We start from the raw sequence: 25,267 nt of genomic DNA on the forward strand, positions 1-25,267 counted from the left end.
TCGCGCATGTCACCGCCCTCGACGCCCCTGCGGCTCAATCCCGTTCAGCTGACCTGGGTGGCAGCGTTGTTCTTCGCCACCATCGGCAATGTCGTGCTGTGGCGGACCTTGTGGCTGGAGGTCGAGATCGACGGCCTGCGCAGCCTGTCATTCTTCCTCAGTCTGCCGGTGTTCCTGTTCTGCATCATCAACCTGCTGCTGACACCGGTCGTGGCCCTGCCGTACGTCCGTAAACCCTTGTTGGCCTCCCTGGTGGTGATCAGCGCCGGCTGCAGTTACTTCATGCTGCATTATAACGTGCTGATCGACCGCAGCATGGTGCAGAACTTCTTCGAGACCAATCAGGCCGAAATGGCCTCGTATTTCTCACTCCCGCTGCTGCTCACCATTCTCGGGCTCGGGATATTGCCGGCTATGGTCACGATTTTCCTGCAGACCAAGCCGGTCGGCACGCCGATGCGCACGCTGCTCTGGTGGCTGGGCAATGTGCTGGTGACATCGGTCGTGCTGATCGCGGTGACGATGGCGTTCTACAAGGACTATGCGTCGTTGTTGCGCAATAACGGCCATATTCGCGACCAGTTCTTGCCGTTCAACTTCGTGCGCAATACCAATGGGTATCTCAAGCGCAGGTACAGCGCGACCTCGCAGCCGCTGCGCACGGTCGCCGAGGACGCCACCCGGCCGGCGCCTGTTGCAGGTGCGCGGCCGAAACTGGTGATCGCGGTCGTGGGTGAAACCGCGCGGGCGCAGAATTTCCAGCTCAACGGCTATCCGCGTCCGACCAATCCGGCCTTGTCCAAGCGCTCGGACATCATCAGTTTCTCGGACGTGTGGTCCTGTGGCACCGCTACCGCGATCTCGTTGCCGTGCATGTTCTCGCGCATGACGCGCCCGCAGTACGACGAGGTGCGGGCAGCGACGGAAGAAAACCTGCTCGACGTGCTGCAGCGCACCGGGGTCGAGATTCTCTGGCGCAACAACAACAACGGCGGCTGCAAGGGCGTCTGCGTGCGCGTGGCCAACGAAGACATGCCCAAAATGCAGATCGCCGAGCACTGCGTCAACAAGGACGGCACCTGCTACGACGAAGTCTTGCTGCACCAGCTCGATACGCGGATCGATGCGATGCATGGCGACGCACTGATCGTGCTGCACCAACTGGGCAGCCACGGTCCGACGTACTTCGAGCGCTATCCGGCAAAGGCGCGCGCGTTCACGCCCACCTGCGACAGCAACCAGATCCAGAAGTGCAGCAGCGAGGCGCTGACCAACACCTACGACAACACGCTGGTCTACACCGACCAGATGCTCGCCAACACCATCGATCTGTTGCAGCGCTACGCCGATCAGCGCGATGTCGCGATGATCTACCTGTCCGATCACGGCGAATCGCTGGGCGAGCGCGGTATGTATCTGCACGGCACCCCGTACATGATCGCCCCCGACGAGCAGAAGAAAGTGCCGATGATGATGTGGTTCTCGCCTGCGTTCTCGCAGCACGCCGGGCTCGACCTCGCTTGCCTGCGCAGCCATGCCGCCAGCCGCACCTACAGCCACGACAACTTCTATCACGCCATGCTCGGGCTGTTCGATGTGCGCACCGGCGTGTACGAGCGCGACCTGGATCTATTCGCTGGCTGCCGTACGCCGTCGGCACGACCCGCCGGCTGACGGGTCGTAGCGAGCGGGGCAGGGGACGCGTGGGTCAGGAGGCGGCTGGGCCGGGCCGCGCGATCGCGTCGCCGGTGGCCTCGAGGACGCATCCCGTCTCGTCGAGCAGCAGCCGCGCGCGGCGGCCGGCGTAGTAGAACGTTGCGCGATACCGGCCGCTATCCTCGCCGATGCCGCGCTCGCACAGCACGCTGACCTTGCCGTCGGCCATCAACTGGCGGAATGCCTCGCCGGCCAGGCCCAGCCGGGCGGCAACCAGCGCGCCATCGACCTCGAGTGCCGGCTGCCGCCTGCGCGGCGCGGCGATCGTGAATGCCTCGCTCACAGCGCGAGGCCGGCCAGCGACTCCGCGTCCAGGGCGCCGAAGTCGCTGGCGGTCTGCGCGAAGCGCTCGATCAGCGCGCCACGCGAGCTGTCGTCGTCGAACTGGGGCGCAGGCATGTCATCGCCTGCGAGATCCTGATAGCCGTGCATGGGAAGCCTCCTCGCTCACGAGGCATCCTCGCCCGCCCGCGAGTGCCGCGCCTTGATCTGGATCAGACCAGGGCGCCCAGGCGGAGATGCGGGCGTGTGGCGACACGACGCGCGCGCGGGCAGCCGGTGCCGCGAGGGGGGCGGGCAGCGCCTGTCAGCGCACGCCGTGCATCCAGCGCCGCACCAGTGGCGCGAGCACGAAGTAGGCCACGCCCGAGCCGACGCCGATCCACAGCATGATCTGGAACAGTTCGCCGTACTTGGCCGCGGCCACGGCCATGTCGATCGCCTCGCCCTCGGCGACCTCGAGTGCGGTCAGCTTGCCGAACTGCGCGGCCAGCACCTCCGAGTACGCGGTCGCCAGCCAGAACGCGCCCATCATCAGGCCGACCACGCGTGCGACCGACAGCTGGGTGACCGCCGACAGACCGATCGGCGACAGGCACATCTCGCCGATCTCCAGCAGGAAGTACGCCAGCACCAGCCACCACACACTGGCCAGCACGCCGTTGCCCGCGGCCTGCGCAGCCAGCAGCAGCGGCACGAACGCCAGCCCCGCGAACACCAGGCCGATCGCCATCTTCGTCGGCTTGCCGGGGTTGAGCCCGCGGCGGTCGAGCCAGGGCCACAGCCAGGAGAACACCGGGGCGAGCACGACGATGAAGAACGCGCCAAGGAAGGTCAGCGAGCCGGCCGTCTGCGGCACCAGCACGACGTCGTGCACCAGCGCGATCGCGAGCGCCACGACCATCGCGATCGCCGCCGCGCGCGCGGTGCCGGTGCGGCCGCGGTCGCTGGCACGCAGTGCGAGCACCATCAGTAGCGGGCTCGCGCCCAGCGCGAAGATCGCCCACGGTACGCCCGGCGTATAGCCGCCCGGGGTCAGCCCGAACAGATCCTTGGTCAGCATCCGGTCGGTGAACGTGACCCACGAGCCGTAGGTCTGCTCGTAGAGCGTGAAGAAGATCAGCACGCCGAAAATCAGCAACACGAGCGCGAGCATCTGCTCGCGCTCGACCCGGCTGCAGTGCCGGATCAGGAACCAGACGAACCAGATCACCAGCGCGGCGGCGATCAGATGCATCGCGCCGTGCACCGTCCACGTGCGCTGGATCAGCTGCCACACCACCAGCGCGCCGCCGAAGCTGCCGGCGTAGATCCACCATTCGCGACTCAGCGGTCCGAGCTTCTCGGTCAGCTTCGCCGGGTCGTTGGGCTCGGCGTGACCGCCCAGATACTTCTGGCCCCACAGGAACACGACCAAGCCGGCGACCATGCCGATGCCCGCGGCGCCGAAGCCGTACTTCCAGCCGTAGGTCTCGCCGAGGAACGCGCAGACCAGGCTGGCGAACAAGGCGCCGACGTTGATGCCGGCATAGAACAGCGTGAAGCCCGAATCGCGGCGCGGGTCCTCGGGGGCGTAGAGCTTGCCGACGATCGTCGAGATGTTCGGCTTCAGAAACCCCACACCCATGATGATCAACGCCAGCGACAGGTAGAACACCTGCAGTGCGGTTTCGTCGCGTACGACCGTACCGTCGACGATGCGCGCCTGCTCGCCTTCGAAGGCCATGCCCAGGTGGCCGAGCACCAGCAGCACGCCGCCCAGCACCACCGCCTTGCGCATGCCCAGGTAGCGGTCGGCGAGCAGGCCGCCGAGCACCGGCATGGCATAGACCAGGCCGCCGTAGGCGCCGAGCAGGTCGAAGCCGGCGTCGTCGCCGAACAGGTGGTACTTGAGGATGTACAGCAGCAACAGCGCCTTCATGCCGTAGAAGGAGAAGCGCTCCCACATCTCGGTGAAGAAGCAGACGAAGACGCCCTTGGGATGGCCGAGGAAGTCGTCGGTGCCGCTCCGGGCGGTAATGGAGGCTGCGGCCATGGGCGCGTCGTCATGGAAATGGCGGAAGCCGCGAGTATAGGCGGCATCCGCGGGCGCCTGCCGCGCGCTAGACTAAGCGACACGCGCGGGGAGCGCGTCACCGGCCGGCCCTCTTGCGGCGACCGCTTATCAAAAGGAGTCAATGGAATGGTCCGCAATGGACTGCAGTGGATGCTCGCGCTCGTCTTGGCGATCGCGTGCGCGGGCGCGTATGCGCAGGTCGATCTGGCGCCGTTCGTCGAGGACGACGGTTTCCGCGACATCAAGATCTCGCCGACCGGCGAATACTTCGCGGCAACGATGCCGCACGGGGACACCACCGCGATCGGCGTGATCCGCTGGACCGATCGCAGCATCGTCGGCAGCTACCGGTTGCCGCGCAACACCCACATCGCCGACTTCTGGTGGGCCAAGGACGATCGCCTGGTCTTCGCGTTGGCCGAGCGCTTCGGCGCGCGCGATTATCCTAATCCGACCGGCGAGCTGTATGCGATGAACGCCGACGGCTCGCGTGCGCAGTTGCTCGTGGGCTGGCGCGTGCGCGGCACGCCGACCGGCACGCGGATCCCGGCCGGCGGAAAGGCCGAGCTAGTCCAGGCCTGGCCGATCGATCTGCTGGCCGGCGACGCGCGCAACATCCTGGTGTCGGTGACACCCTTCACTCGCGATCCACTGACCCGCGTCGATCGGCTGGACGTCTACACCGGCCGGCGTACCACCGAGGCGACGGTGCCGGTCGGGCGCGCGACGTTCACGACCGACCATGCAGGAGAGGTGCGCTTCGCGGTCGGCGCGCGGTCCGACAACCTCAGCCAGCTCTATTACCGCGCCCGCCGCGGTGAGGACTGGCGGCTGATCAACGACGAGCGCCAGAGCGGGCGCCAGGAGTCTCCGATCGGCTTCTCCGAAGATGATCGCATCGCCTACCTGCGCGTCTCCCAGCCCACTGGCCCCGACGCGATCGTCGCGTGGGACATTGCCTCGGACACACGACGCGAGGTGCTGCGCGATGCCGTCGTGGATCCCGAGGTCATCTATCGACCCGGCACCCAGACGCCGGTCGGCGCGCGGTTCCTGGGCGCGACGCCGCGACAGGTATTCTTCGACGATACCTCGGCCGATGCGCGGCTCGGGCGCATGTTCGAACAGGCGTTCCCGGGCCAAGTCGTGCGGATCGCTTCGGCCACCCGTGATGCCTCGACCAAGCTGTTGTTGGCGACCAGCGATGTCGACCCGGGCACTTTTTATACCTACGACGCGGTCAACAAACATGCGGATTTCGCACTCGCGCGGCGTGCAGGCGTCGACACGACGCAGATGGCACCGATGCGCGCAGTCTCGTTGCCGGCCCGCGACGGCCTGGTGCTGCACGGCTACCTCACCCGTCCGTCGGGGCATGACAACGACCCGTTGCCGCTGGTGGTGCTGCCGCATGGTGGGCCGTTCGGCATCTTCGACGACTGGGCGTTCGATCCTGACGTGCAGGTGCTGGCGCAGGCCGGGTATGCGGTGCTGCAGATCAATTACCGCGGCTCGGGCAATTACGGTCGCAGCTTCCGCCAGGCCGGTGCGCGCGGCTGGGGCACGACGATGCAGGACGATCTGACCGATGCGACCCGCTGGGCGATCGCGCAGGGCATTGCCGATGCCGAGCGTGTCTGCCTCTACGGCGGCAGCTATGGCGGCTATGCGTCGCTGATGGGCGTGGCGCGCGAGCCGGAGTTGTATCGCTGTGCGGTGGGCTACGTCGGCGTCTACGATCTGCCGCTGATGCGGACCGAGAACCGACGGTCGGCCGCCTGGGCGAGCACCTGGACCGACGAGTGGGTCGGTGACGATACCGCGCAACTGGCGGCGCGTTCGCCCACACGTCTGGCGACGCAGATCCGCGTGCCGGTGCTGCTGGTGGCCGGCGGCCAGGACGAGGTTGCGCCGGTCGAACACACGCGCCGGATGGAGCGTGCGCTGCGGGCGGCCGATGTGCCGGTCGAGACCTTGTACGTCGCCAACGAGGGACACGGCTTCTACAAGCCGGAGAACAAGCGCGCGTTCTACACCCGGTTGCTCGCGTTCCTGTCCACCCACCTGGGCGGCGCCACCGCGAAGGAATGAATGCGGGCCGGTGCCCGGTCATGCGACGCCCCGCGCAGGCGGGGCGCCATCGGGCGCTTTGCCAGCCCGGCGGCACCGGCCTACCATGCGGACTCTTTGCCCGGAGCCCGTCCCATGCCATTGCGTCCCGCCCTGCTGTCGTTGTGCCTGCTCGCCGTATTGCCGGCTGCCGCCCAGGAGCGCGGGCTCGACGTCCGTGATCTGGTCAAGCTCGACCGGGTGTCCTCGCCGTTGCTGACCGCCGATGGCCGCCAGCTGGTCTTTGCCCAGCGCACGCTGGATTTCGATTCGGGCAAGGCGACCACGGCGCTTTACGCGCGCAACCTGGTGACCCGTGATCTGGCGCCGCCGAAGCGGATCACGCCCGATGGCTGGAACGTCAACTCGCCTGCGTTGTCGGCCGATGGTCAGACGGTCTACTTCCTCAGCAGCAAGCACGGTAGCTCACAGGTCTACGCGATGCCGCTGGGCGGCGGCGCCCCGCGCCAGTTGACCGACGTCGCAGTCGACATCGGCAGCTTCCAGGTGTCGCCCGATGGCCGTCGCGTGGCCTTCAGCGCCGACACCTTCGGTGATTGCGCGGCCGATCTGGCGTGCACCCAGCGCAAGCTCGGCGAGCAGAAGGACGCCAAGGCCAGCGGCGTGGTCTACGACCAACTGTTCGTGCGCCACTGGGACACCTGGAAGGACGGCACTATGAGCCGCCTGTTCGTCGCCGATCTGCCGGCCGCAGGTGCGCGCCCGGTCGCCACCGTGCGTGCGCTGGGTCATGCACTGCAAGGCGATATCCCGTCCAAGCCCTTCGGCGGCGCGGAGGATTACACCTGGGCCCCGGACGGCCGCTCGGTCGTGGCCAGCGTCAAGGTCGCGGGTCGTGAGGCGCCGTGGTCGACGAACTTCGATCTCTACCGCATCGACGCCACCGGCGATGCCGCGCCGGTCAACCTGACCGCGTCGAACCCGGCCTGGGATGCCGGCCCGGTGTTCAGCGCCGATGGCCGCACGCTGTTCTACCGCGCGATGAAGCGGCCGGGCTTCGAGGCCGACCGCTACGCGCTGATGGCGATGGATGTCGCCAGCGGCCAAGCGCGTGAGATCGCGCCGCAGTGGGACCGCTCGCCGAGCAGCCTGCAGCCGTCGGCCGATGGCCGCACGCTGTACGTCGCCGCGCAGGACACCGGCGAATACCCGCTGTTCCGCGTCGATGTCGCCACCGGCGAGGTCACCAAGCTCATCGCCGATGGTTCGATCTCCGCGTTCGCGATTGCGGGCGACACCATCGCGCTGAGCCGTAATTCGATCCGCAGTGGCGATACCCTCTACACCGGCTCGCTGCAGTCGCTGGGCGCCGATACGCAACTGCGCCAGATCACCCCGACCGCCGCCGAGCGCCTGCCCGATGTCGCCTTCGGCGACTACGAGCAGTTCTCGTTCAAGGGCGCAGGCAACGAGACCGTCTATGGCTATGTGGTCAAGCCGTGGAACTACCAGGAAGGCCAGACCTATCCGGTCGCGTTCCTGATCCACGGCGGTCCGCAGGGCAGCTTCGGCAATGGCTGGAGCTACCGCTGGAACCCGCAGACGTATGCCGGACAGGGCTATGCGGTGGTGATGATCGACTTCCACGGCTCCACCGGCTACGGCCAAGCATTCACCGACGCGATCAGCGGCGACTGGGGCGGCAAGCCGCTCGAGGATCTGCAGAAAGGCTGGGCGGCGGCGCAGCAGAAGTACGCCTTCCTCGACGGCGACCGCGCCTGCGCGCTGGGCGCCAGCTACGGCGGCTACATGATCAACTGGATCGCCGGCAACTGGTTCGACCGCAGCGGGCAATCGCCGTGGAAGTGCCTGGTCAATCACGATGGCGTGTTCGACACGCGCTCGATGGGCTATGTGACCGAGGAACTGTGGTTCACCGAATGGGAGAACCAGGGCACGCCGTTCGACCAGCCGAAGAACTACGAGCGCTTCAACCCGGTCAATCACGTCGCCAACTGGAAGGTGCCGATGCTGGTGGTGCAGGGCGAGAAGGACTACCGCGTGCCGGTGGACCAGGGCCTGTCGACGTTCACCGCGCTGCAGCGCAAGGGCATCGAGTCGAAGCTGCTGTACTTCCCCGACGAGAACCACTGGGTGCTGCAGCCGCACAACAGCGTGCTGTGGCACGACACCGTCAACGCCTGGCTCAAGCAGCACATCGGCCAGTAAGCGTCGCGCCGCCTCGTCGTCACCGGCGGGGCCTGCGTCGCCTCGCGCCCGGCACGCTGCCGGGCGCGAGCGTGTCTTCCGACTCCGTCTTTTGAAGGTCCGACCGCATGGCGATCGAATCCGCTGCACCTTCCTCCGCGCTGATCACCAGCGACATCGTCCTGTTCGGCCTGATCGCCGCGACCCTGGGCCTGATCTTCTGGCTAGCCAGCGGCCCGACGCCGTTCTGGAAGAAATTCTTCACCTGGGTGCCGGCGCTGCTGCTGTGCTATTTCGTGCCGGCGTTCTACAACACCGTCGGGCTGATCGACGGCGAGCACAACAGCCTCTACAACCCGATCGCCAGCCGCGTGCTGCTGCCTGCGGCCCTGGTGCTGCTCACGCTGTCGATCGACCTCAAAGGCATCCTCAAGCTCGGGCCCAAACTGCTGTTTGTGTTCGTCGCCGGCACGGTCGGCATCGTGCTCGGCGCGATCGTCTCGTTCCAGATCATGGAATGGGTGCACCCGCCGGCCGTCGCCGGCGATACCTGGAAAGGCATGGCGGCGCTGGCGGGCAGTTGGATCGGCGGTGGCGCGAACATGGTCGCGATGCGCGAGGTGTACGGCGTCGATGCCACGTTGTTCGGCCAGTTCGCGGTGGTCGACGTCGCGATGGCCAGCGCCCTGATGGCGACGTTGCTGTTCCTGGCCAACCGTTCGACGCAGATCGACGCGCGTTCGGGCGCCGACACGCGCGCCATCGACGAGATGAAGGCCAAGATGGCCGCTTTCGAAGCCGCGAATGCCCGCATTCCCACGCTCACTGACCTGATGGTCATCGTCGGTATGGCCTTCGGTATCGTCGCCGCGGCGCATGCGATCGCCACGCCGCTGGCGGCCTGGTTCGGCGCCAACGTCGAGAACGCTGCGCAGTACAGCCTCGACTCGGCCTTCGTCTGGGTGATCCTGATCGCCACCGCGGCGGGGCTGAGTCTCAGCTTCACACGCGCGCGCAACCTGGAGAGCGCCGGTGCCTCGCGACTGGGCACCGTGTTCCTGTATTTCCTGATCGCCTGCATCGGCATGCAGATGGACTTCATGAAGCTGTTCGACCGCCTGGAACTGATCGCGATCGGCGCGATCTGGATGGCGGTCCACGTGCTGGTGATCTGGGGCGCGGCGCGCCTGGTCAAGGCGCCGATGTTCTACGTCGGCGTCGGCTCGATGGGCAACGTCGGCGCGGCCGCGTCGGCGCCGGTCATCGCCGCGGCCTTCCATCCCACGCTCGCGCCGGTCGGCGTGCTGCTGGGCACCGTCGGCTACGCCACCGGCACCCTGATCGCCTACTTCGTCGGCCAGATCCTGCGCCTCATGGCCGGCCAATAACCGGGGTCAATAACCGGGGGCAGAGTGGATTTTCACAACCGGGGCAGCGTGCATCTCGCGGGAATTGCACGCTGACCCCGGTTTTCACCGCAGCGTTCTGGCACCGGCTGTTCGGCCGGTCGCCCGGAATGGGGGCAGCGCGCAGCATGTACCGTCCAGCGCCGCAGACAAAGCAAAACCGGGGTCAGCGTGCATTTCGCTCACGAAATTGCACTCTGACCCCGGTTTGCAGGTTGGGTCAGCAGCAGCGAAAGCCGCTGCGTCCGCCGAAGCGGGCTTCCTGGCGTTCGCGAAAGAAGGTCTTGTAGTCCATCGGTTCGCGATCGGGATGCTTGTCGAGCATGTGGCGGACGTAGTTGTCGTAGTCGGGCACGCCGCAGCATAGCCGCGCGGTCTGCACCACTCTTCGCCACACACGTTTGTGTGTGGCGAAGTAGTCGACCGGGACCAGGGTGCCGGCCATCAGCCCAGCGCTCCGGCGACGGTCCGCATCACAGCCAGGCCTTCTGCTGGTCGGGCGAAAGCTCGACGTACGGGGTCTCGCGCGCGGTCGGCGTGGCCACGCGGCGGGCACGTACGATCGCGCGGATCGCGAAGAACAGCGTGCTGAACACCACGAACAAGAACAGTGCCGTCAGGCCTGCGTTGACGTAGGCGTTGACGACCACCTGCTGCATCTGGCCAGCGGTCTTGGCCGCGCCCAGCAGTTCGCCGTTGGCCAGCGCGGTCTTGTAGTGGCTGGCCTGGGCGAGGAAGCCGACTGCCGGCTTGGGGTCGAACAGCTTGATCAGGCCCGCCGCCGTGGTGCAGATCAGCAACCACGCCGCCGGCACCACCGTCACCCACGCGTAGCGGTCTTTCTTCATCTTGAACAGCACCACCGTGCACAGCATCAGCGCGATGCCGGCCAGCATCTGGTTGGCGATGCCGAACAGCGGCCACAAGGTGTTGATGCCGCCCAGCGGATCGACCACGCCTTGGTAGAGGAAGTAGCCCCACAGCGCCACGCAACCCGCCGTGCCCAGGGCATTGGCGCCCCAGTTGTCGGTCTTGCGCAGTACCGGCACGAAGTTGCCGAGCAGGTCCTGCAGCATGAACCGGCCTGCGCGCGTGCCCGCGTCCACCGCGGTCAGGATGAACAGCGCCTCGAACAGGATCGCGAAGTGGTACCAGAACGCCATCGCCGCCTCGCCGGTGAAGGGCAGAGCGTCGTGCAGGATCACCGCAATGCCCACCGCCAGCGTCGGCGCGCCGCCGGCGCGCGAGATGATGGTGTGCTCGCCGATCTGCTGGGCCTTGAGTTCCAGCGCCTCGGGGGTGATGACAAAGCCCATCTGGCTCACCGCCGCCGCCGCGCTGTGCACGTCGGTGCCGACGATCGCCGCGGGGCTGTTCATCGCAAAGTAGATGCCCGGATCGAGGATCGAGGCCGCGACCAGCGCCATGATCGCCACGAACGATTCCATCAGCATACCGCCGTAGCCGATGTAACGGGCGTGGGTCTCGTTGGCGAGCAGCTTGGGTGTGGTGCCCGAAGAAATCAGCGCGTGGAAGCCCGACACCGCGCCGCAGGCGATGGTGATGAACAGGAACGGGAACAGGCCGCCCTTCCAGACCGGACCGTCGCCGGTGGACGCGAACTCGGTCAGCGCCGGCATCTTCAGCGAGGTGACCTCGGGGCTGGCGATGACGATGCCGATCGCCAGCGCGACGATCACGCCGATCTTGAGGAACGTCGACAGGTAGTCGCGCGGCGCCAGCAGCAGCCACACCGGCAGTGTCGCGGCGACAAAGCCGTAGCCGATCAGCATCCAGGTGATCTGGGTGCCGGTGAAGGTGAACGCCGGGCCCCAGGTCGGATGGGCGCCGACCTTGCCGCCCAGCCAGATCGCGCCCAGCAGCAGCACGATGCCGACCACCGAGATTTCGCCGATCTTGCCGGGGCGGATGTAGCGCATGTACAGGCCCATGAAGATCGCGATGGGCATCGTCGCGATCACCGTGAACATGCCCCAGGGGCTCTCGGCCAGCGCCTTGACGACGATCATCGCCAGCACCGCGAGGATGATGATCATGATCATGAAGGCGCCGAACAGCGCGATCGTGCCCGCGACCTGGCCCATCTCCTCGCGGACCAGATCGCCAAGTGAGCGGCCGTTGCGGCGGGTGGACACGAACAGGACCATGAAGTCCTGCACCGCGCCGGCCAGCACCACACCGACGATCAGCCACAGCATGCCGGGCAGGTAGCCCATCTGCGCGGCCAACACCGGGCCGACCAGCGGACCGGCACCGGCGATCGCGGCGAAGTGGTGCCCGAACAGCACGTGCTTGTTGGTCGGCACGTAGTCCAGACCGTCGTTGTTGACGTGCGCGGGCGTGGCACGCCGCACGTCGAGCCCCATCACGTTCTTGGCGATGTACAGGCTGTAGTAGCGATAGGCGACCAGATAGATCGACACCGCTGCGACCACGATCCACAGCGCGCTGATCTGTTCGCCTTGACGCAGGGCGACGACGCCCATACAGGCGGCGCCCAGCAGCGCGACCGCGCCCCAGACGACGTGGTTGACGACACCCTTCATAGCGATTCCCCGGAAAGACCGCGCACAGGGTCGCGCCGGGGGGCGGCGCGGTCAATGCGCATCGAGGCCGATCGCGGCCCAAAGCCTTACGACTTTCGTATTAGACGCCGCGCGCGGCAAGGTGAATGGGGCAGGGACGGGCCCGGGCGTCCTGCTAGGATGGCGCGCCCTTTCGCCTTCGGACCTGCCCCGTGTCGACGATGCCGCTGCCCGCCCTGCGCATGCCCGCCGCGCATCGACCGCGCGTTTGGCGATGAACGCTCCGATGGAGGCCTCGGAGGCCTCGCTGCGCGAGCAACTGCAGGCGCTGATCGCAGGCTTGCCCGACGGCGACGTGCAGGTCGGCCCGCTGGTCGACGAGCTCGGCGCGCAGGGCATGTTGCTGCTGGTGATCCTGCTGACGCTGGTGTTCCTGATTCCGGTCTCGATCCCGGGGGTGAGCACGGTGTTCGGTGCGGTCATCGTGCTGATCGGCGTGGCCCGGATGATGGGGCGTCCCTTGTGGCTGCCGTCCGCGGTGCGCCGCCGTTCGGTGCCGGCCGGCCGCATGCGCGGTGCGCTCGACACCGGCCTGAAGTGGGTGCGCCGGCTCGAGCGCATCACCCGGCCAGGCCGCCTGGCGGGCCTGACCCACGGCCGTGGTGTCGGGTTGTTCAACGACGCGGCACTGATCCTGGGGGCGCTGCTGCTGATGGCGCCGTTCGGCTTCATTCCCTTCAGCAACACCGTGCCGGGCGTGGCACTGATGTGCCTGGCGATCGGCCTGCTGCAGCGCGACGGCACGATGGTGTTGCTGGGCCACCTGGCCAATGTGCTGACGATCGTCTATTTCGCAGTGCTGATCGGCGGTGGCGGACTGGCGATCCGCGAGGCGGTCACGCGCTTCTGGCCGGCGTAGTCGGTCGGCCAGTGGCCTGGACAGCGCGATGAAAAAGGGCTGGCGCTACAGCCAGTGTGCACGCTTGAACATGCGGTACAGCAGGCCCATGACCATGGCCGTGCCGCCGATCAGCAGCGGGTAGGCATAGCGTTCGTCGAGTTCGGGCATGTTGTGGAAGTTCATGCCGTACCAGCTGGTGATCAGTGTCGGGGCGGCGAGCAGCGCGGCCCAGGCGCCAAGCTTCTTGACGATCTCGCCCTGGGTCAGCGTGACCAGCGCCTGGTTGACCGCAAGCGCGGTGCCGAGCATGTCGCGCAGCGCATCGACGGTCTCGTTGATGCGGGCCGAATGGTCGAGTACGTCGCGGATGTAGGGCTTCATGTCGGACGGCACCAGCGGGCCGGTGTTGCGCATCAGTTGCGAGAGCACGTCCTGTAGCGGCGTGGCCGCGACCCGCATCCAGGTCAGTTCGCGCTTGAGTTCGTAGAGCCGGATCAGGATGCGGCGGTGGAACTGCGCACTGACGATGTGGCGTTCGAGCGCATCGAGCGTGGTGCGGAACTCTTCGACCACCGGCAGATAGTTGTCGACGATCGCATCGAGCACCGCGTACAGCGCCGCGGACGGCCCCATCGCCAGCAATGCCGGTTCGCGCTCCAGGCGGCGACGCGCCGGTGCGTACGACAGCGAGGCGCCGTGGCGCACACTCACCAGATAGCGGGGACCGAGAAACAGATGGGTCTCGCCGTAGGCGATGCGCTCGTCGACCGCCTGCGCGGTGTTGGCGACGATGAACAGCGAATCGCCATAGGCCTCGATCTTGGGCCGCTGGTGCGCCTTGCCCGCATCCTCGATCGCCAGATCGTGCAGGTCGAACTCGGCCTGCAACTGCGCCAGCACGCTCTGGTCGGGTTCGTAGAGGCCGATCCAGGCAAAACACGCCGGATCGTCGACCAGCGCCTCGCCGACATCGGCCAACGCCACCTCGCGCTTGCCGCCAGGCCCGTAGACCGCGCAGTTCACCACACTCGGCGGATTGGGCGGCGTGGCGCCGGACGTCACGGGAGAATCGCTCATCGGCGCATCCTCCGCGAAACCGGGGTCAGAGTGCAATTTCTCGCCGCATGGTGAGAAAAATGCACTCTGACCCCGGTTTTGCTTTTTGGGGTTTGGCTTTAGAGGGCGACGAACCGCACCGCCTGCCCGCCGGCCGGGGCCAGGCGAACCGACAGCGTGTCGCCGGCGCCGATCTCGCGCGACTCGATGACGATGTCGTGGGGGTCGTCGCGCCAGCCGGCGTTGTCGCCGTCGCGATAGATCTGCGCGGTGTAGCGGCGGCCAGGAGCGAGGAAGTCCAGGGGCACCTCGATCGTGCGCGCGCTGTCGTCGGTCACCGCGCCCAGGTACCAGTCGTCGCCGCCGCGCGCGCGGCGGGCGATCACCGCGTACTCGCCGACGTCGCCGGCCACCGCACGGGTGTCCTCCCAGTCGACCGGGACGTCGCGGATGAACTGGAAGGCCTCGGGACGCGCCTCGTAGTGCTCGAGCAGATCGGCCGCCATCTGCAGCGGGCTATAGATCACCACGTACAGCGCCAACTGTTTGGCCAGCGTGCTGGCCATCGGCTCGCCCGACTTGGTATCCATGCCGAACACGCCAGGCGTGAAGTCCATCGGCCCGGCCAGCAGGCGGGTGTACACCAGCGTGGCCTCGTGCTCGGGCGGGTTGCCCGGATTGCCCCAGGCGTTGAACTCCATGCCGCGTGCGCCTTCGCGGGTGATCAGGTTGGGATACGTCCGGCGCAGCCCGGTGTCCTTGACCGGCTCGTGCGGATTGACCGCGATGTGGCGCTTCGCGGCCGCATCGACCACGTGCTGGTGGTGGCGCACCATCGCCTGGCCTTCGTGCCAGGCGTAGCGCAGCCGGCCTTGGGCATCGCGCACCTTGGCCTGGCCAGCGTCGGCGACATAGCCGGTCTTGACCGCGTGCACGCCCAGGCGCGCGTACAGGTCGAACGCGTCGTCGAGCTGCTGTTCGTAATGGGCGGCATTGCCCGAGGTCTCGTGATGGCCGATCAGCATTACGCCCTTCTCGCGCGCATAGCGGGTGACCTCGTCGAGATCGAAGTCGGGGTAGGGGCGGGTGAAGCTGAAGGTCTCCCCGTTGCCGAACCACTCGCCATCCCAACCGACGTTCCAGCCTTCAACCAGCACGCCGCCCAGGCCGTTGGCCGCGGCGAAGTCGATGTGGCGCTTGGCGTGGGCGGTGGTCGCGCCGTGCTTGGAGCCCGAGGCCCAGGTCTTGCGGTCGAGGTGCATCTCCCACCAGATGCCGACGTACTTCATCGGCCGGATCCAAGAGACGTCGCCGAGTGCGTTGGGCGCGTTGAGGTTGAGGATCAGGCCCGACTCGACCAGGCCACCGGCGCGATCGGCGATCTGGATCGTGCGCCACGGCGTCGCGAACGGCGCGGCGACTTCGACCTTGGCCTCGCCGATGCCCGGCGTCAGTGCTGCTTTGAGTTTGCGGCCGTCGACGCGGGTCAGGTTCATGCCCGAATAGTCGACCAGCGCCGCTTCGTGGATCGACAGATGCAGGCCGTCATCGGTGCGCAGCGTGATCGGCGTCTGCGCGTCGCCGACTTGCTCGATCGGTGTGCGATGGTAGAGGTACTCCTCGCGGTTCCACTCGAAAGCCGGAATCCACCAGGCCGTTGCCGCATCGGCGACGACGAATTCGGTCAGCTCTTCGCTGATCGCCAGGCGGCGCAGTCCCGGCTGGTCGGGAAAGTCGTAGCGGAACCCGACGCCATCGTCGAACACGCGGAACACCACGTCGAAACGGCGCTTGGCGCCGCTGGTCTCGGCGAAGGTGACGCGAAGTTCGTTATGGTGGTCGCGCATGTGCCGGCGCTCGCCCCACGGCAGCTCCCAGGCCTCGTCGTGGCGGCGTGTGCGCTGGTCGACGATGGCGAGGTTGCGTTCGAACTTCGGTGCGTCGGCGAACAGCATGCCCAGACGCGAATCGGCGATCACCGGCCGTCCGGCCCGGCTGACGCGGTAGCTGGCGCGGCCCTCGTTGTCGGTCGTGACCTCGACGGCGATCGTCGCGTCTGGCGAGGTGATGCGGGCGGCCGATCCGGCCGGCGGATTCGCGAGGGCCGAGAGCGGCAGCAGCAGGGCGAGACAGAGCGTGAACCGGTTCGACATGTGCGGCGCCCTCCCAAGCGCATTCGCGTGCGGTCGTCCCGATTCTGTCACGCAGGTCCGAGGCGCCGTGGCCGCATACGTATGCAGGCGTCACGCGCGGTGTCTGCAATGCAAGCAGCGCGCGCGGCCGCAACCCGCGGCCGTCCATCACCGGTGCGGCGTGCCTAGGCGAGAGCGGCCGGCTGCTTCGGACGCAGTGCCGCCAGCAGGGCGATATGCACCGGCAGCACCAGCGACAGCCAGGCCGCATTGCGCTGCGGCAGCACGGGCAGCCAGTGCAGGAACAGCGCGACGATGCCGAGAGTGGCAACCGTCGGCAGCACGATCGCGAACACCCGGCCAGGTGCGTGGCCGCGCGCGAGCCGCCAGCCGCCGGGCAGCAGCAACAGGCACAGCGGGTTGAACAGCAGCAGGTTGTGGTTGCGCCAGCCGAACACATGCTCGGTGCCCAGCCACAGGAACAGCATCACCGCACCGAGCAGCGCGCACAGTGTCCAGAAGCCGAGCGCAGTGGCGGCCAGGGCACGCGGCGCGCGGCGTCCGAGCGCGAGGGCGGCGGCCCCCAGCACGAGGCCGGCCAGCAACCACGGCCACCACTGGCGCGCGCGCTCCGGCGGCTCGGCCGGCTGGCGGTGCGGCAGCACCTCGACTTCCTCGGCGACCAGCGGCCGGCCGTCGGCATGGTGGATGCCGCGCAGCGCTTCGGCCAGCCGCATCGGCACGAACATGTCCTGCCACAGCGCATTCGGCCGATCGGCGGCCGGGCCCAGGCCGATGTCGAAGCCCAGCCACATCCACAGCGCCGGGGACGCCAGGCGCACCGCATCGCCGCGATAGGTGTTGCCGCGTGAGCGGCCCTGCAACTGCCGGTGCAGCAATCCGCCAAGCGCGTCGTCGAGCGCGTCGCGCACGCGCGTGGAGCAGTTGTCGGTGAAGTAGTCGTAGCGGTAATGCGCGTTCTCGGGGCGCGCATTCCAGGCCAGGGCCGTCGCCAGATGCCGGGCCTGCGCCGGGTCGAGGTCCAGCCACTGGATCGACACCCCACGCCCGACCTCGCGGTAGTAGGCCAGGTCGTCGGTCAGCGGCAGCGCGGCGAGCTGGTAGCGCATGTCGCCGCGCACGAAGCGGGCGACGAAATCGGGTTCCGACGGGTCGAAGAAGCCGAAGTTGTAGGACACCGGCTCCGGCGCTGCCGGGTCGTCGATCACGATCGCGTTGTGGCCGAAGCGTTCGAAGAACACTTCGCCCGGCTGCATCGTCGCCACCCCGACCCGTGGGGCGTCGCTTGCGACCTGGGCCCATGCGGGCCAGGCGAGCAGGGCCAGCAGCAGCGCGAACGCGTGGCGCCAGGCGCGCGAAACGGTCGCGCGCGGTGTCTCAGTCCTGGGCATGCACGCTGACGTGCAGCGCATGCAGCCGGCGCGAGTCGGCATCGGTGACGCGGAAGGCGAACCGGCCCAGTGCCAGCTCCTCGCCGACCTCGGGCAGATGGCCGATCGCGCCGATGATCACCCCGCCGATGGTGTCGTATTCGTCGTCGTCGAAATCGGCGCCGAAGCGCTCGTTGAAGTCCGCGATCGGGGTCAGCGCGCTGACCGCGAACTGGCCATCGGCCTGGGCGGCGATCAGTGCGTTCGGATCTTCGGCGTCGTCGTGCTCGTCGTCGATCTCGCCGACGATTTCCTCGAGCACGTCCTCGATCGTCACCAGCCCGGCGACGCCGCCGTACTCGTCGATGACGATCGCCATGTGGTTGCGCGAGAGTCGGAACTCGCGCAGCAGCACATTGAGCTTCTTGGATTCGGGGATCAGCACCGCCGGACGCAGCAGCTCGTGGATCGAGCCGGGGCCGTTGTCGGCGACCACGCCGCGCAGCAGGTCCTTGGCGAGCAGGATGCCGAGCACCTCGTCCTTGTCGTCGCCATGCACCGGGAAGCGCGAGTGGCCGGACTCGACCACCTGCTTCATCAGGTCCAGGAACTTGGCATCGGCCGGCAGCGCGACCATCTGCGCACGCGGCACCATCACATCGCCGACCGTCTTGCTGGAGATGCCCAGCGCGCCTTCGAACATGCGCAGGGTGTCGGCGTCGATCAAGCCATCGGCGTGGGTGTCACGCAGCAGCTCGACCAGGTCCTCGCGGTTGGTGGGTTCGCCGGAGATCGCCGAGCTGATCCGGTCCAGCCAGCTACGGCGCTTTTCGTGGGGCTCGGTGGCGGTTTGACTACTGTCGTCTTCTGACATTGCGTTGGTATGGGCCGCCCCAGGGGGGAGGGGCGATGGTGGGACGTGCGGCGAAAGTCTAGCGCGTCCGCCGCCGCCGATGTCCAGGCGGCCGTCACGGGCGGAACTCCGGGGCCCGGCGCGGAGAATTCCGAAGCCGCGCCGCGGCGATGCCCGATCGCGGCGGTACGCGGCTGACGGCGATGCTGGCCACACATTCATTCAGGAGTACCGATATGTCGATTGCGATCCGCCCATCCCGCCTGGCCGCCCTGGGGCTGGCCGCCGTGCTCGCGCTGCCTGGCCTGGCCAGCGCCGACGCGCGTCTGGACGGGCCCTACGTCGACGCCGCGACCTATGCCCGCGGCGACGATGCGCGCGTCGAGGCCTGGTACGCGATGACCTACCAGTTGCCCCGGCAGTTCGACCAGATCTGCGGCGACACCTTCTGCGAGGGCGAGTACACCAACCTCCAGCCCTTGCGCTTCGAATGCTCGGTGCACCGGGACGATGGGCGGATCGGCATGTGCGTGTGGAGTTTCGCGGCCAGCGAGGAGTTCCTGGTGGCGCGCACCGGCCGGATCATCGTGCAGCCGAAGGTCTGGCACTGCCGAACACCGCTGGCGGCCGGCACCACGCTGCCGGCGATGCTCGACGCGGTGGCCGGCGGGGACGCGCTTAATGCGGTACTGCCGGGTGCGCGGTCGATCTTCGACGGGCTGGTCGATTGCCTCTGAGCGCCTGGGCAAGCGCCGGCGGCTTAGCCGGGTAACCGGTAAGGGTCGTCGATGCCGAGCGAGGCGAGGACTTCGCGCTCGAGCTGCTCCATCGCCTCGGCGTCCTTGTCGTTCTCGTGGTCCCAGCCCAGCAGGTGCAGCACGCCGTGCACGGTCAGGTGGGCGTAGTGGTCGCCCAGGCGCTTGTGCTGTTCGGCAGCCTCGCGCGCGACCACCGGCGCGCAGATCACCAGGTCGCCCAGCAAGGGCAGGCGGACGCCCTCGGGCAGCCCTTCGGGCAGCTCGGCCGGGAAGCTCAGCACGTTGGTCGCGTAGTCCTTGCCGCGGTAGTGGCGGTTGAGTGCACGGCCCTCGTCCTCGTCGACCAGGCGGATCGCCAGGTCCGCTTCGCGGATCCGGCCATCGAGCGCGGCACTCGCCCAGCGGCGGAAGCTGGCCGCCGAGGGAATGCCCTTGCGCGGCAGCGCATAGCCGACGGCGATGTCGAGATGGGGCGCGGCCTGGGTCATGGCGGGTCTCATGCAAACAGGAAAAATCAGGGGCAGGCGGTCAGGCGATCCACTCGACTAGCATCAGGAACGGGCGTTCGCCCTCGTCCAGCCGATAGAGCACGGCGCCCATGGGGCCATCACCCCGGCGGGGATTGGTCCGCGTGACCAAGACCGCATCGCGCAGGCCCGCCTCGCCGGAGCGCCACATCGCGGCGTCGCCGCGCTCGAGCATCGCGCCGATCAGATAGCGCGCGTCGCCCGGTACGTCCTCCAGCGCCGCCCGCAGGCAGCCGTATCGGTCATGTCCAGGCAGCCGGGGCGAGGCCAGCAGCTGGGCCGCGCGATTGCCGCGGATCAGGGCCAGGCGTTCGGACTCGTCGCGCCACAGCGGCGCGTCGTGGTCGGCCGCGCGGTCGTTTTCTCTCTGCGGGGGCTGCGGCCGGGCCGCGACCGCGCGCTCGAGGTCGGTCAGCGGCAGGCTCACCATGACCGATCCAGCCTCGATCGACAGGCAGGGCGCGGCGATCGCGGCCGCGGTGGCGATCCGCTGCGATGTCGGAGACGTCTGCGCCGCGGCCGCAGTGGGCAGGGCCAGCGCCAGGGCGAACGCACCGATGCGGCGCAGCGCCATCGCTCAGGCCGGTCCGGTCGCCGCGTCGCTGGCATCGCGGCGTTCGTAGGCGCCAACGATGCGCGCGACCAGCGGATGGCGCACGACATCGCGTGCTTCGAAGAACGTGAAGCTCACGCCCTCGACCTCGCGCAGCACGTCCAGCGCGTCGCGCAGGCCGGACTTCACGTGCTTGGGCAGGTCGATCTGGGTCAGGTCGCCCGTGACCACGGCCGTCGAGCCGAAGCCCAGGCGGGTCAGGAACATCTTCATCTGCTCGATCGTGGTGTTCTGCGCCTCGTCGAGGATCACGAATGCATCATTGAGCGTGCGTCCGCGCATGTAGGCCAGCGGCGCGATCTCGATGACGTTGCGTTCCAGCAACTTGGCGACCTTCTCCACGCCGAGCATCTCGTACAGCGCGTCGTAGAGTGGGCGCAGGTACGGGTCGACCTTCTGGCTCAGATCGCCGGGCAGAAAGCCCAGCTTTTCGCCGGCCTCGACCGCCGGACGGACCAGCACCAGCCGTTGGACCTTCGATTCGTTGAGCGCCTCGACCGCCATCGCCACCGCGAGGAAGGTCTTGCCGGTGCCCGCCGGACCGATGCCGAAGTTGATGTCGTGGGTGGCGATGCGGTGCAGGTAGCGGACCTGGTTGGCGCCGCGCCCGCGGACCGTGCCGCGCTTGACCCGGACCGCCACTTCCTGCGGCACGACATCGTCGTCGCGCGCCACGTTGGCCTCCGACAGCCGCATCGCCACGGCCTGGCTGTCGAGCGTCTCGGTTTCGGTCTCGTCGTAGAGCGCGCGTACGAAGGCTTCAGCGCGGGCCACCACATCGCGGTCGCGACCGGTGATGCGGAACACATGGCCGCGATTGGCGATCTCCACGCCCAGGCGCAGTTCGATCTGGCGCAGGTGGCCGTCAAAGGGGCCGGCGAGGTTGGCGAGGCGCTCGGTGTCGTCCGGTTCGAGGACGAAGTCGGTCTGGGGGCTGGTCTGCATAGGGCGCGCAGGGTAGCGCATCGCCATGCAGGGCGGCGTCGCGGCCCAGGGTTCAGCGCGCATTCGGACATTAATTGATCGATCAATTAATATCAGGCGCATGGCCCGATCCCGCACCCCCGATCCCGCCCGCACGCCAGGGCGACCGCCCGCTGGCGACACCGACCGGCGCGGCAGCGCGCTCGATGCCGCGCTCGCCTGCTACGTGCGCCGCGGCATCGCGGCGACCTCGCTGCGCGACATCGCCACCGAGGCCGGGGTGACCCCGGCGCTGCTGCATTACTACTTCCGCGACGCTGCCGGCCTGCGCGATGCGGTGATCGCCGAACGGCTGATGCCGGTGTTCGACGAGGTCCGCGAAACCCTTCTGGGCATGGCGGACGCGTCGCTGCGCACGGTGCTGGTCGCATTCGTCGACCTGCTGTGCGCACTGGTCGCACGGCACCCGTGGATGCCGGCGCTGTGGATCCGCGAGGTGGTCAGCGAAGGCGGCGACCTGCGCGATCTGCTGGTCACCCGGCTGGCGCCGGAGATCAGTGCGTTCATGGCCGCGCGCTTCGCCCAGGAGCAGCAGGCCGGCCGGCTCAATCCCGCGCTGGATCCTCGGCTGCTGATGGTCTCGCTGGTCGGACTGACGCTGTTCCCGGCCGCCGGCACCCCGATCTGGCGGCAATTGTTCGCCAGCGACGAGCTTGGCATCGACGACATCCGCCTGCACGCGCTCGCCTTGCTCGATCGCGGCCTGGAGCTGCCCGCATGACCCGTCTCCTCCCGCTCGCCGGTCTCGCGCTCGCGGCCGTGCTGCTCGCCGGTTGCAGCCGCGAGCCGCCGCATGCGCTCGGTACCCTGGAATACGACCGCATCACGCTGCCGGCCCCCGCTGCCGAGCGCATCGCCGAGATCGCGGTGCGCGAAGGTCAGCGCGTGGAGGCCGGCGAGCGCATCCTGACCCTGGAGCGGACCCGCGGCGATGCCCAGCTCGCAGCCGCCGAAGCGGAGGTCGCGCGCCAGCGTGAGGCGCTGGAGGAATTGCGCAACGGCGCACGCCGCGAGGACATCGATCAGGCGCGGGCCAATCTCGCCGCCGCACAGGCGCAGGCGCGCGATGCGCGCGCCTATTACGAGCGGTTGCAGCCGCTGGGCGGCCGGCAACTGGTCTCGGCGGCCGATGTCGATCGCGCGCGCGCGGCCGCCGGCAATGCCCAGGCGCAGGTCGCCGGCGCCCAGGCCGCGTTGGCCGAGCTGCAGAACGGCGCCCGCCCCGAGCAGATCGCGCAGGCCCAGGCTGCGCTCGAGGCCGCGCAGGCCCAGGCACGGACGCAGTCGGTCAGCACCGGGCGGCTGGATGTCGTCGCGCCACGCGCGGCGCGGGTGGACAGCCTGCCCTACCGGCTCGGCGACGAGGCCCCGGTCGGCGCACCGCTGGCGGTGCTGCTGGTCGGCGAGCAGCCCTATGCGCGGGTCTACGTGCCCGAGCCGCTGCGGCCCGGTGTGCAGGTCGGCGATCGCGCCACCGTGCGCGTCGGCGCGGCAGGGGAGCGCGTCTACGCCGGACGCGTGCGCATGGTGCGCAGCGAGCCGACGTTCACGCCGTACTACGCGCTCAGCGGCAAGGACGCCGCGCGCCTGAGCTATCTGGCCGAGGTCGAGCTCGAAGAGGCCGGCGACCTGCCGGCGGGCCTGCCGCTGCGGGTGGAGTTCTGACGATGGGCGATGGACCTTCGATCGGCACGATGCCATCCGCGGCAGCCAGCGATGCCGCGGTCCACGCCCGTGGCTTGGTCAAGCGCTTCGGCGAACTGGTCGCGGTCGACCATGTCGATCTGACCGTCCCGCGCGCCAGCGTCTACGGCTTCCTCGGGCCGAACGGCTCGGGCAAGTCGACCACGATCCGCATGCTCTGCGGCCTATTGACGCCCAGCGAGGGCGACATCGAGGTACTCGGCCTGCGCATTCCCGACCAGGCCGACGTGCTGCGCCTGCGTATCGGCTACATGACCCAGAAGTTCTCGCTGTTCGAGGACCTGACGGTGCGCGAGAACCTGGAGTTCCTCGCGGCGGTCTACGGCCTGCCGCGTGCGCAGGCGCGTGCCCGGGTCGATGAGCTGGTCGAGCTTTACCATTTCGCCGATCGCCAGGGCCAACTCGCCGGCACGATGAGTGGCGGCCAGAAGCAGCGGCTGGCACTGGCCGGCGCGGTGATCCACCGGCCGGAACTGCTGTTCCTCGACGAGCCGACCAGCGCGGTCGATCCCGAGTCGCGTCGCGACTTCTGGGACAAGCTCTTCGAGCTGGCCGACAGCGGCACCACGCTGCTGGTCTCGACCCACTACATGGACGAGGCCGAGCGCTGCCATCGCATCGCGATCCTCGACCGCGGCGTGCTGGTCGCCGACGGTGCGCCGGGCGCATTGGCGGACGAACTCTCGGGCCGCAGTGTCGAGGTGCACGCCGCGCAGCCGCGGCGGGCGCAGCAGGTCCTCGCCCGTCTGCCCAACGTGCTCAGCGTTGCCCAGATCGGCAACAGCCTGCGTGTGCTCGCACGGGACGGCGCGGATGGGGACGGCGGGCTGGCCGAGGCGCTGCGCGGCGCCGGACTCGAGGCCGAGGTCCGGCCGGCGACACCCAACCTCGAGGACGTGTTCGTCGCCGCGACCCGTCGCGACGATGCGGAAGGCGCCGCATGAACCCGCTGCGCCGGCTCTGGGCCGTGGTGATCAAGGAGCTGCGGCAGATCCGCCGTGATCGGATCAGTCTGGTGATGATCGTGATGATTCCGGTCGTCGACCTGTTGCTGTTCGGCTACGCGATCAACTACAACCCGCGCGGGCTCGATGCGGCGATCGCCGACCAGGCGGTGACCGCGACCTCGCGCGCGGCGGTGATGGATCTGCAGGCGACTGGCGTCGTCGACACTGTCGCGGTCGTCGACAGTCCGCAGCAACTGGTGGAGATGCTGCGCCGGGGCGAGATCAGCGTCGGGATCACGATCCCGCCGGATTTCGAGCGCCGCGTGCTCGACGGCCGGCCGGCGATGCAGGTGATGGTCGACGGCACCGACACTGTCGTGCAGGCGGCTGCGAACCAGATCGCGCAACTGCCGCTCGAAGACCCCGGTGGACATCGGGCCGCGCGCGCGGCGCCGCAGATCGAGGTCGTGAGTTTCTACAATCCCGAGCGGCGCTCGGCGGTGAGCATCGTGCCCGGGCTGATCGGCATCATTCTCACGATGACCATGACGATGTTCACCGCGATGGCGATCGTGCGCGAACGCGAGCGCGGCAACATGGAGCTGTTGATCGCCACCCCGCTGGCGCGCGGCGAGCTGATGGTCGGCAAGGTGCTGCCGTATGCGGCGATCGGCCTGATCCAGACCACGCTGATCCTGGTGCTGGGGTTCTGGTTCTTCGACGTACCGCTGCGCGGCAGCCTGCTCGACGTCTACCTGGCCTCGCTGCTGCTGATCTTCGCGAACCTCGCGATGGGGCTGCTGATCTCCACGCATGCGCGCACCCAGTTCCAGGCGATCCAGGTCGCGATGCTGGTGTTCCTGCCCTCAATCCTGATCTCGGGCTTCATGTTCCCGTTCGCCGGCATGCCGGACGTGGTGCAGTGGGGCGCCGAGGCGTTGCCGATGACCCAGTTCCTGCGCCTGGTACGCGGCATCATGCTGCGCGGCGCCAGCATCTGGGAGCTGTGGACGTCGATCCTGGCGCTGGGCGCGTTCACTGCGGTCACGATGGCGCTGGCGATCGCGCGGTTCCGAAAACGTCTCGATTGACGCGACGCCGCGGCGCGAGAAGGCCGCGG

Annotated in this window: 21 protein-coding genes; 10 read left to right on the forward strand and 11 right to left on the reverse strand. The window is 68.3% G+C overall.

What is annotated here, in order from left to right:
• Window positions 1-6 precede the first annotated feature (6 nt).
• The gene (locus WAF18_RS08830) at window positions 7-1,674 is read left to right on the forward strand and encodes a phosphoethanolamine--lipid A transferase (protein WP_337244778.1); all 1,668 of its coding nucleotides are present in this window, start codon (window positions 7-9) and stop codon (window positions 1,672-1,674) included.
• A 34-nt stretch (window positions 1,675-1,708) separates the two neighbouring features.
• On the opposite strand, the gene WAF18_RS08835 is transcribed toward WAF18_RS08830, so the two are convergent.
• Together WAF18_RS08835 and WAF18_RS08840 are read right to left on the reverse strand one after the other, a co-directional pair.
• Window positions 1,709-1,999 carry a DUF6522 family protein gene (locus WAF18_RS08835; protein ID WP_337244779.1) on the reverse strand — a complete coding sequence of 97 codons (291 nt, stop codon included), beginning with the start codon at window positions 1,997-1,999 and terminating at the stop codon, window positions 1,709-1,711.
• Between the two features lie 303 nt (window positions 2,000-2,302).
• Window positions 2,303-4,030, reverse strand: coding sequence for an oligopeptide:H+ symporter (locus WAF18_RS08840; RefSeq protein ID WP_337244780.1), 1,728 nt, complete (start codon window positions 4,028-4,030; stop codon window positions 2,303-2,305).
• Between the two features lie 147 nt (window positions 4,031-4,177).
• Between WAF18_RS08840 and WAF18_RS08845 the strand changes: the two genes are divergently transcribed.
• The 3 genes from WAF18_RS08845 to WAF18_RS08855 all read left to right on the forward strand — a co-directional run bounded on the left by WAF18_RS08845 (window position 4,178) and on the right by WAF18_RS08855 (window position 9,717).
• A complete protein-coding gene (locus WAF18_RS08845; RefSeq protein ID WP_337244781.1) occupies window positions 4,178-6,142 on the forward strand; it encodes a S9 family peptidase in 1,965 nt (654 codons plus the stop codon).
• A 114-nt stretch (window positions 6,143-6,256) separates the two neighbouring features.
• Window positions 6,257-8,350 carry a S9 family peptidase gene (locus tag WAF18_RS08850; protein WP_337244782.1) on the forward strand — a complete coding sequence of 698 codons (2,094 nt, stop codon included), beginning with the start codon at window positions 6,257-6,259 and terminating at the stop codon, window positions 8,348-8,350.
• 107 nt (window positions 8,351-8,457) lie between these two features.
• Window positions 8,458-9,717: a DUF819 family protein gene (locus WAF18_RS08855; RefSeq protein WP_337244783.1), complete on the forward strand. Its 1,260-nt coding sequence runs from the start codon at window positions 8,458-8,460 to the stop codon at window positions 9,715-9,717.
• A gap of 238 nt (window positions 9,718-9,955) precedes the next feature.
• Here WAF18_RS08855 and WAF18_RS08860 read toward each other — a convergent pair whose 3' ends face one another.
• Both WAF18_RS08860 and WAF18_RS08865 read right to left on the reverse strand, forming a co-directional pair.
• Window positions 9,956-10,180 (reverse strand): CstA-like transporter-associated (seleno)protein, encoded by a 225-nt coding sequence (locus WAF18_RS08860; RefSeq protein ID WP_183426764.1) that lies wholly within the window; start codon window positions 10,178-10,180, stop codon window positions 9,956-9,958.
• A gap of 28 nt (window positions 10,181-10,208) precedes the next feature.
• The gene (locus tag WAF18_RS08865) at window positions 10,209-12,302 is read right to left on the reverse strand and encodes a carbon starvation CstA family protein (protein WP_337244784.1); all 2,094 of its coding nucleotides are present in this window, start codon (window positions 12,300-12,302) and stop codon (window positions 10,209-10,211) included.
• Window positions 12,303-12,555: 253 nt separating this feature from the next.
• Here WAF18_RS08865 and WAF18_RS08870 point away from each other — a divergent pair, with 253 nt between their 5' ends.
• Window positions 12,556-13,200, forward strand: coding sequence for an exopolysaccharide biosynthesis protein (locus WAF18_RS08870; protein ID WP_183426766.1), 645 nt, complete (start codon window positions 12,556-12,558; stop codon window positions 13,198-13,200).
• A 45-nt stretch (window positions 13,201-13,245) separates the two neighbouring features.
• Here the strand turns inward: WAF18_RS08870 and WAF18_RS08875 are convergent, their stop codons facing one another.
• From WAF18_RS08875 to WAF18_RS08890, 4 genes are all read right to left on the reverse strand, one after another.
• Complete coding sequence (locus WAF18_RS08875) at window positions 13,246-14,259, reverse strand: magnesium and cobalt transport protein CorA (RefSeq protein WP_337244785.1); 1,014 nt, start codon at window positions 14,257-14,259, stop codon at window positions 13,246-13,248.
• 98 nt (window positions 14,260-14,357) lie between these two features.
• Window positions 14,358-16,391, reverse strand: coding sequence for a glycoside hydrolase family 97 protein (locus WAF18_RS08880; protein ID WP_337244786.1), 2,034 nt, complete (start codon window positions 16,389-16,391; stop codon window positions 14,358-14,360).
• A gap of 164 nt (window positions 16,392-16,555) precedes the next feature.
• Window positions 16,556-17,782 (reverse strand): DUF4105 domain-containing protein, encoded by a 1,227-nt coding sequence (locus tag WAF18_RS08885; protein WP_337244787.1) that lies wholly within the window; start codon window positions 17,780-17,782, stop codon window positions 16,556-16,558.
• Complete coding sequence (locus WAF18_RS08890) at window positions 17,769-18,635, reverse strand: transporter associated domain-containing protein (protein ID WP_183426769.1); 867 nt, start codon at window positions 18,633-18,635, stop codon at window positions 17,769-17,771. The genes WAF18_RS08885 and WAF18_RS08890 overlap by 14 nt, the downstream gene beginning before the upstream one ends.
• A gap of 215 nt (window positions 18,636-18,850) precedes the next feature.
• Here WAF18_RS08890 and WAF18_RS08895 point away from each other — a divergent pair, with 215 nt between their 5' ends.
• Window positions 18,851-19,351 carry a hypothetical protein gene (locus WAF18_RS08895; RefSeq protein ID WP_337244788.1) on the forward strand — a complete coding sequence of 167 codons (501 nt, stop codon included), beginning with the start codon at window positions 18,851-18,853 and terminating at the stop codon, window positions 19,349-19,351.
• A gap of 23 nt (window positions 19,352-19,374) precedes the next feature.
• Here WAF18_RS08895 and ybeY read toward each other — a convergent pair whose 3' ends face one another.
• The 3 genes from ybeY to WAF18_RS08910 are packed head-to-tail and all read right to left on the reverse strand — an operon-like array spanning window position 19,375 to window position 21,457.
• The gene (ybeY, locus tag WAF18_RS08900) at window positions 19,375-19,860 is read right to left on the reverse strand and encodes an rRNA maturation RNase YbeY (RefSeq protein WP_183426771.1); all 486 of its coding nucleotides are present in this window, start codon (window positions 19,858-19,860) and stop codon (window positions 19,375-19,377) included.
• A gap of 40 nt (window positions 19,861-19,900) precedes the next feature.
• Entirely contained in the window at window positions 19,901-20,473 is a 573-nt protein-coding gene (locus tag WAF18_RS08905) for a hypothetical protein (protein ID WP_337244789.1), read from the reverse strand.
• A gap of 3 nt (window positions 20,474-20,476) precedes the next feature.
• Entirely contained in the window at window positions 20,477-21,457 is a 981-nt protein-coding gene (locus WAF18_RS08910; protein ID WP_337244790.1) for a PhoH family protein, read from the reverse strand.
• A gap of 100 nt (window positions 21,458-21,557) precedes the next feature.
• On the opposite strand from WAF18_RS08910, the gene WAF18_RS08915 reads away from it, so the two are divergent.
• Genes WAF18_RS08915 through WAF18_RS08930 form a run of 4 tightly spaced genes read left to right on the forward strand, consistent with a single transcriptional unit; the run spans window position 21,558 to window position 25,238 of the window.
• Complete coding sequence (locus WAF18_RS08915; RefSeq protein ID WP_337244791.1) at window positions 21,558-22,217, forward strand: TetR/AcrR family transcriptional regulator; 660 nt, start codon at window positions 21,558-21,560, stop codon at window positions 22,215-22,217.
• The gene (locus tag WAF18_RS08920; RefSeq protein ID WP_337244792.1) at window positions 22,214-23,161 is read left to right on the forward strand and encodes an HlyD family efflux transporter periplasmic adaptor subunit; all 948 of its coding nucleotides are present in this window, start codon (window positions 22,214-22,216) and stop codon (window positions 23,159-23,161) included. Before WAF18_RS08915 ends, WAF18_RS08920 begins: the two co-directional genes overlap by 4 nt.
• Before the next feature lie 2 nt (window positions 23,162-23,163).
• Window positions 23,164-24,144 carry an ABC transporter ATP-binding protein gene (locus tag WAF18_RS08925; RefSeq protein WP_337244793.1) on the forward strand — a complete coding sequence of 327 codons (981 nt, stop codon included), beginning with the start codon at window positions 23,164-23,166 and terminating at the stop codon, window positions 24,142-24,144.
• Window positions 24,141-25,238, forward strand: coding sequence for an ABC transporter permease (locus WAF18_RS08930; RefSeq protein WP_337244794.1), 1,098 nt, complete (start codon window positions 24,141-24,143; stop codon window positions 25,236-25,238). Before WAF18_RS08925 ends, WAF18_RS08930 begins: the two co-directional genes overlap by 4 nt.
• The last annotated feature ends 29 nt before the right edge of the window (window positions 25,239-25,267 follow it).

Source organism: Luteimonas sp. gir, from assembly GCF_037198055.1.
Taxonomy (GTDB): Bacteria; Pseudomonadota; Gammaproteobacteria; order Xanthomonadales; family Xanthomonadaceae; genus Luteimonas; species Luteimonas citri_A.

What these genes read in the sequence shown, in the direction of transcription:
- WAF18_RS08830 (WP_337244778.1), top strand. Translation starts at nt 7, where the DNA reads ATGTCACCGCCCTCGACGCCCCTGCGGCTCAATCCCGTTCAGCTGACC.
- WAF18_RS08840 (WP_337244780.1), bottom strand. Translation starts at nt 4,030, where the DNA reads ATGGCCGCAGCCTCCATTACCGCCCGGAGCGGCACCGACGACTTCCTC.
- WAF18_RS08845 (WP_337244781.1), top strand. Translation starts at nt 4,178, where the DNA reads ATGGTCCGCAATGGACTGCAGTGGATGCTCGCGCTCGTCTTGGCGATC.
- WAF18_RS08850 (WP_337244782.1), top strand. Translation starts at nt 6,257, where the DNA reads ATGCCATTGCGTCCCGCCCTGCTGTCGTTGTGCCTGCTCGCCGTATTG.
- WAF18_RS08855 (WP_337244783.1), top strand. Translation starts at nt 8,458, where the DNA reads ATGGCGATCGAATCCGCTGCACCTTCCTCCGCGCTGATCACCAGCGAC.
- WAF18_RS08860 (WP_183426764.1), bottom strand. Translation starts at nt 10,180, where the DNA reads ATGGCCGGCACCCTGGTCCCGGTCGACTACTTCGCCACACACAAACGT.
- WAF18_RS08865 (WP_337244784.1), bottom strand. Translation starts at nt 12,302, where the DNA reads ATGAAGGGTGTCGTCAACCACGTCGTCTGGGGCGCGGTCGCGCTGCTG.
- WAF18_RS08870 (WP_183426766.1), top strand. Translation starts at nt 12,556, where the DNA reads ATGAACGCTCCGATGGAGGCCTCGGAGGCCTCGCTGCGCGAGCAACTG.
- WAF18_RS08875 (WP_337244785.1), bottom strand. Translation starts at nt 14,259, where the DNA reads ATGAGCGATTCTCCCGTGACGTCCGGCGCCACGCCGCCCAATCCGCCG.
- WAF18_RS08880 (WP_337244786.1), bottom strand. Translation starts at nt 16,391, where the DNA reads ATGTCGAACCGGTTCACGCTCTGTCTCGCCCTGCTGCTGCCGCTCTCG.
- WAF18_RS08885 (WP_337244787.1), bottom strand. Translation starts at nt 17,782, where the DNA reads ATGCCCAGGACTGAGACACCGCGCGCGACCGTTTCGCGCGCCTGGCGC.
- WAF18_RS08890 (WP_183426769.1), bottom strand. Translation starts at nt 18,635, where the DNA reads ATGTCAGAAGACGACAGTAGTCAAACCGCCACCGAGCCCCACGAAAAG.
- WAF18_RS08895 (WP_337244788.1), top strand. Translation starts at nt 18,851, where the DNA reads ATGTCGATTGCGATCCGCCCATCCCGCCTGGCCGCCCTGGGGCTGGCC.
- ybeY (WP_183426771.1), bottom strand. Translation starts at nt 19,860, where the DNA reads ATGACCCAGGCCGCGCCCCATCTCGACATCGCCGTCGGCTATGCGCTG.
- WAF18_RS08905 (WP_337244789.1), bottom strand. Translation starts at nt 20,473, where the DNA reads ATGGCGCTGCGCCGCATCGGTGCGTTCGCCCTGGCGCTGGCCCTGCCC.
- WAF18_RS08910 (WP_337244790.1), bottom strand. Translation starts at nt 21,457, where the DNA reads ATGCAGACCAGCCCCCAGACCGACTTCGTCCTCGAACCGGACGACACC.
- WAF18_RS08915 (WP_337244791.1), top strand. Translation starts at nt 21,558, where the DNA reads ATGGCCCGATCCCGCACCCCCGATCCCGCCCGCACGCCAGGGCGACCG.
- WAF18_RS08920 (WP_337244792.1), top strand. Translation starts at nt 22,214, where the DNA reads ATGACCCGTCTCCTCCCGCTCGCCGGTCTCGCGCTCGCGGCCGTGCTG.
- WAF18_RS08925 (WP_337244793.1), top strand. Translation starts at nt 23,164, where the DNA reads ATGGGCGATGGACCTTCGATCGGCACGATGCCATCCGCGGCAGCCAGC.
- WAF18_RS08930 (WP_337244794.1), top strand. Translation starts at nt 24,141, where the DNA reads ATGAACCCGCTGCGCCGGCTCTGGGCCGTGGTGATCAAGGAGCTGCGG.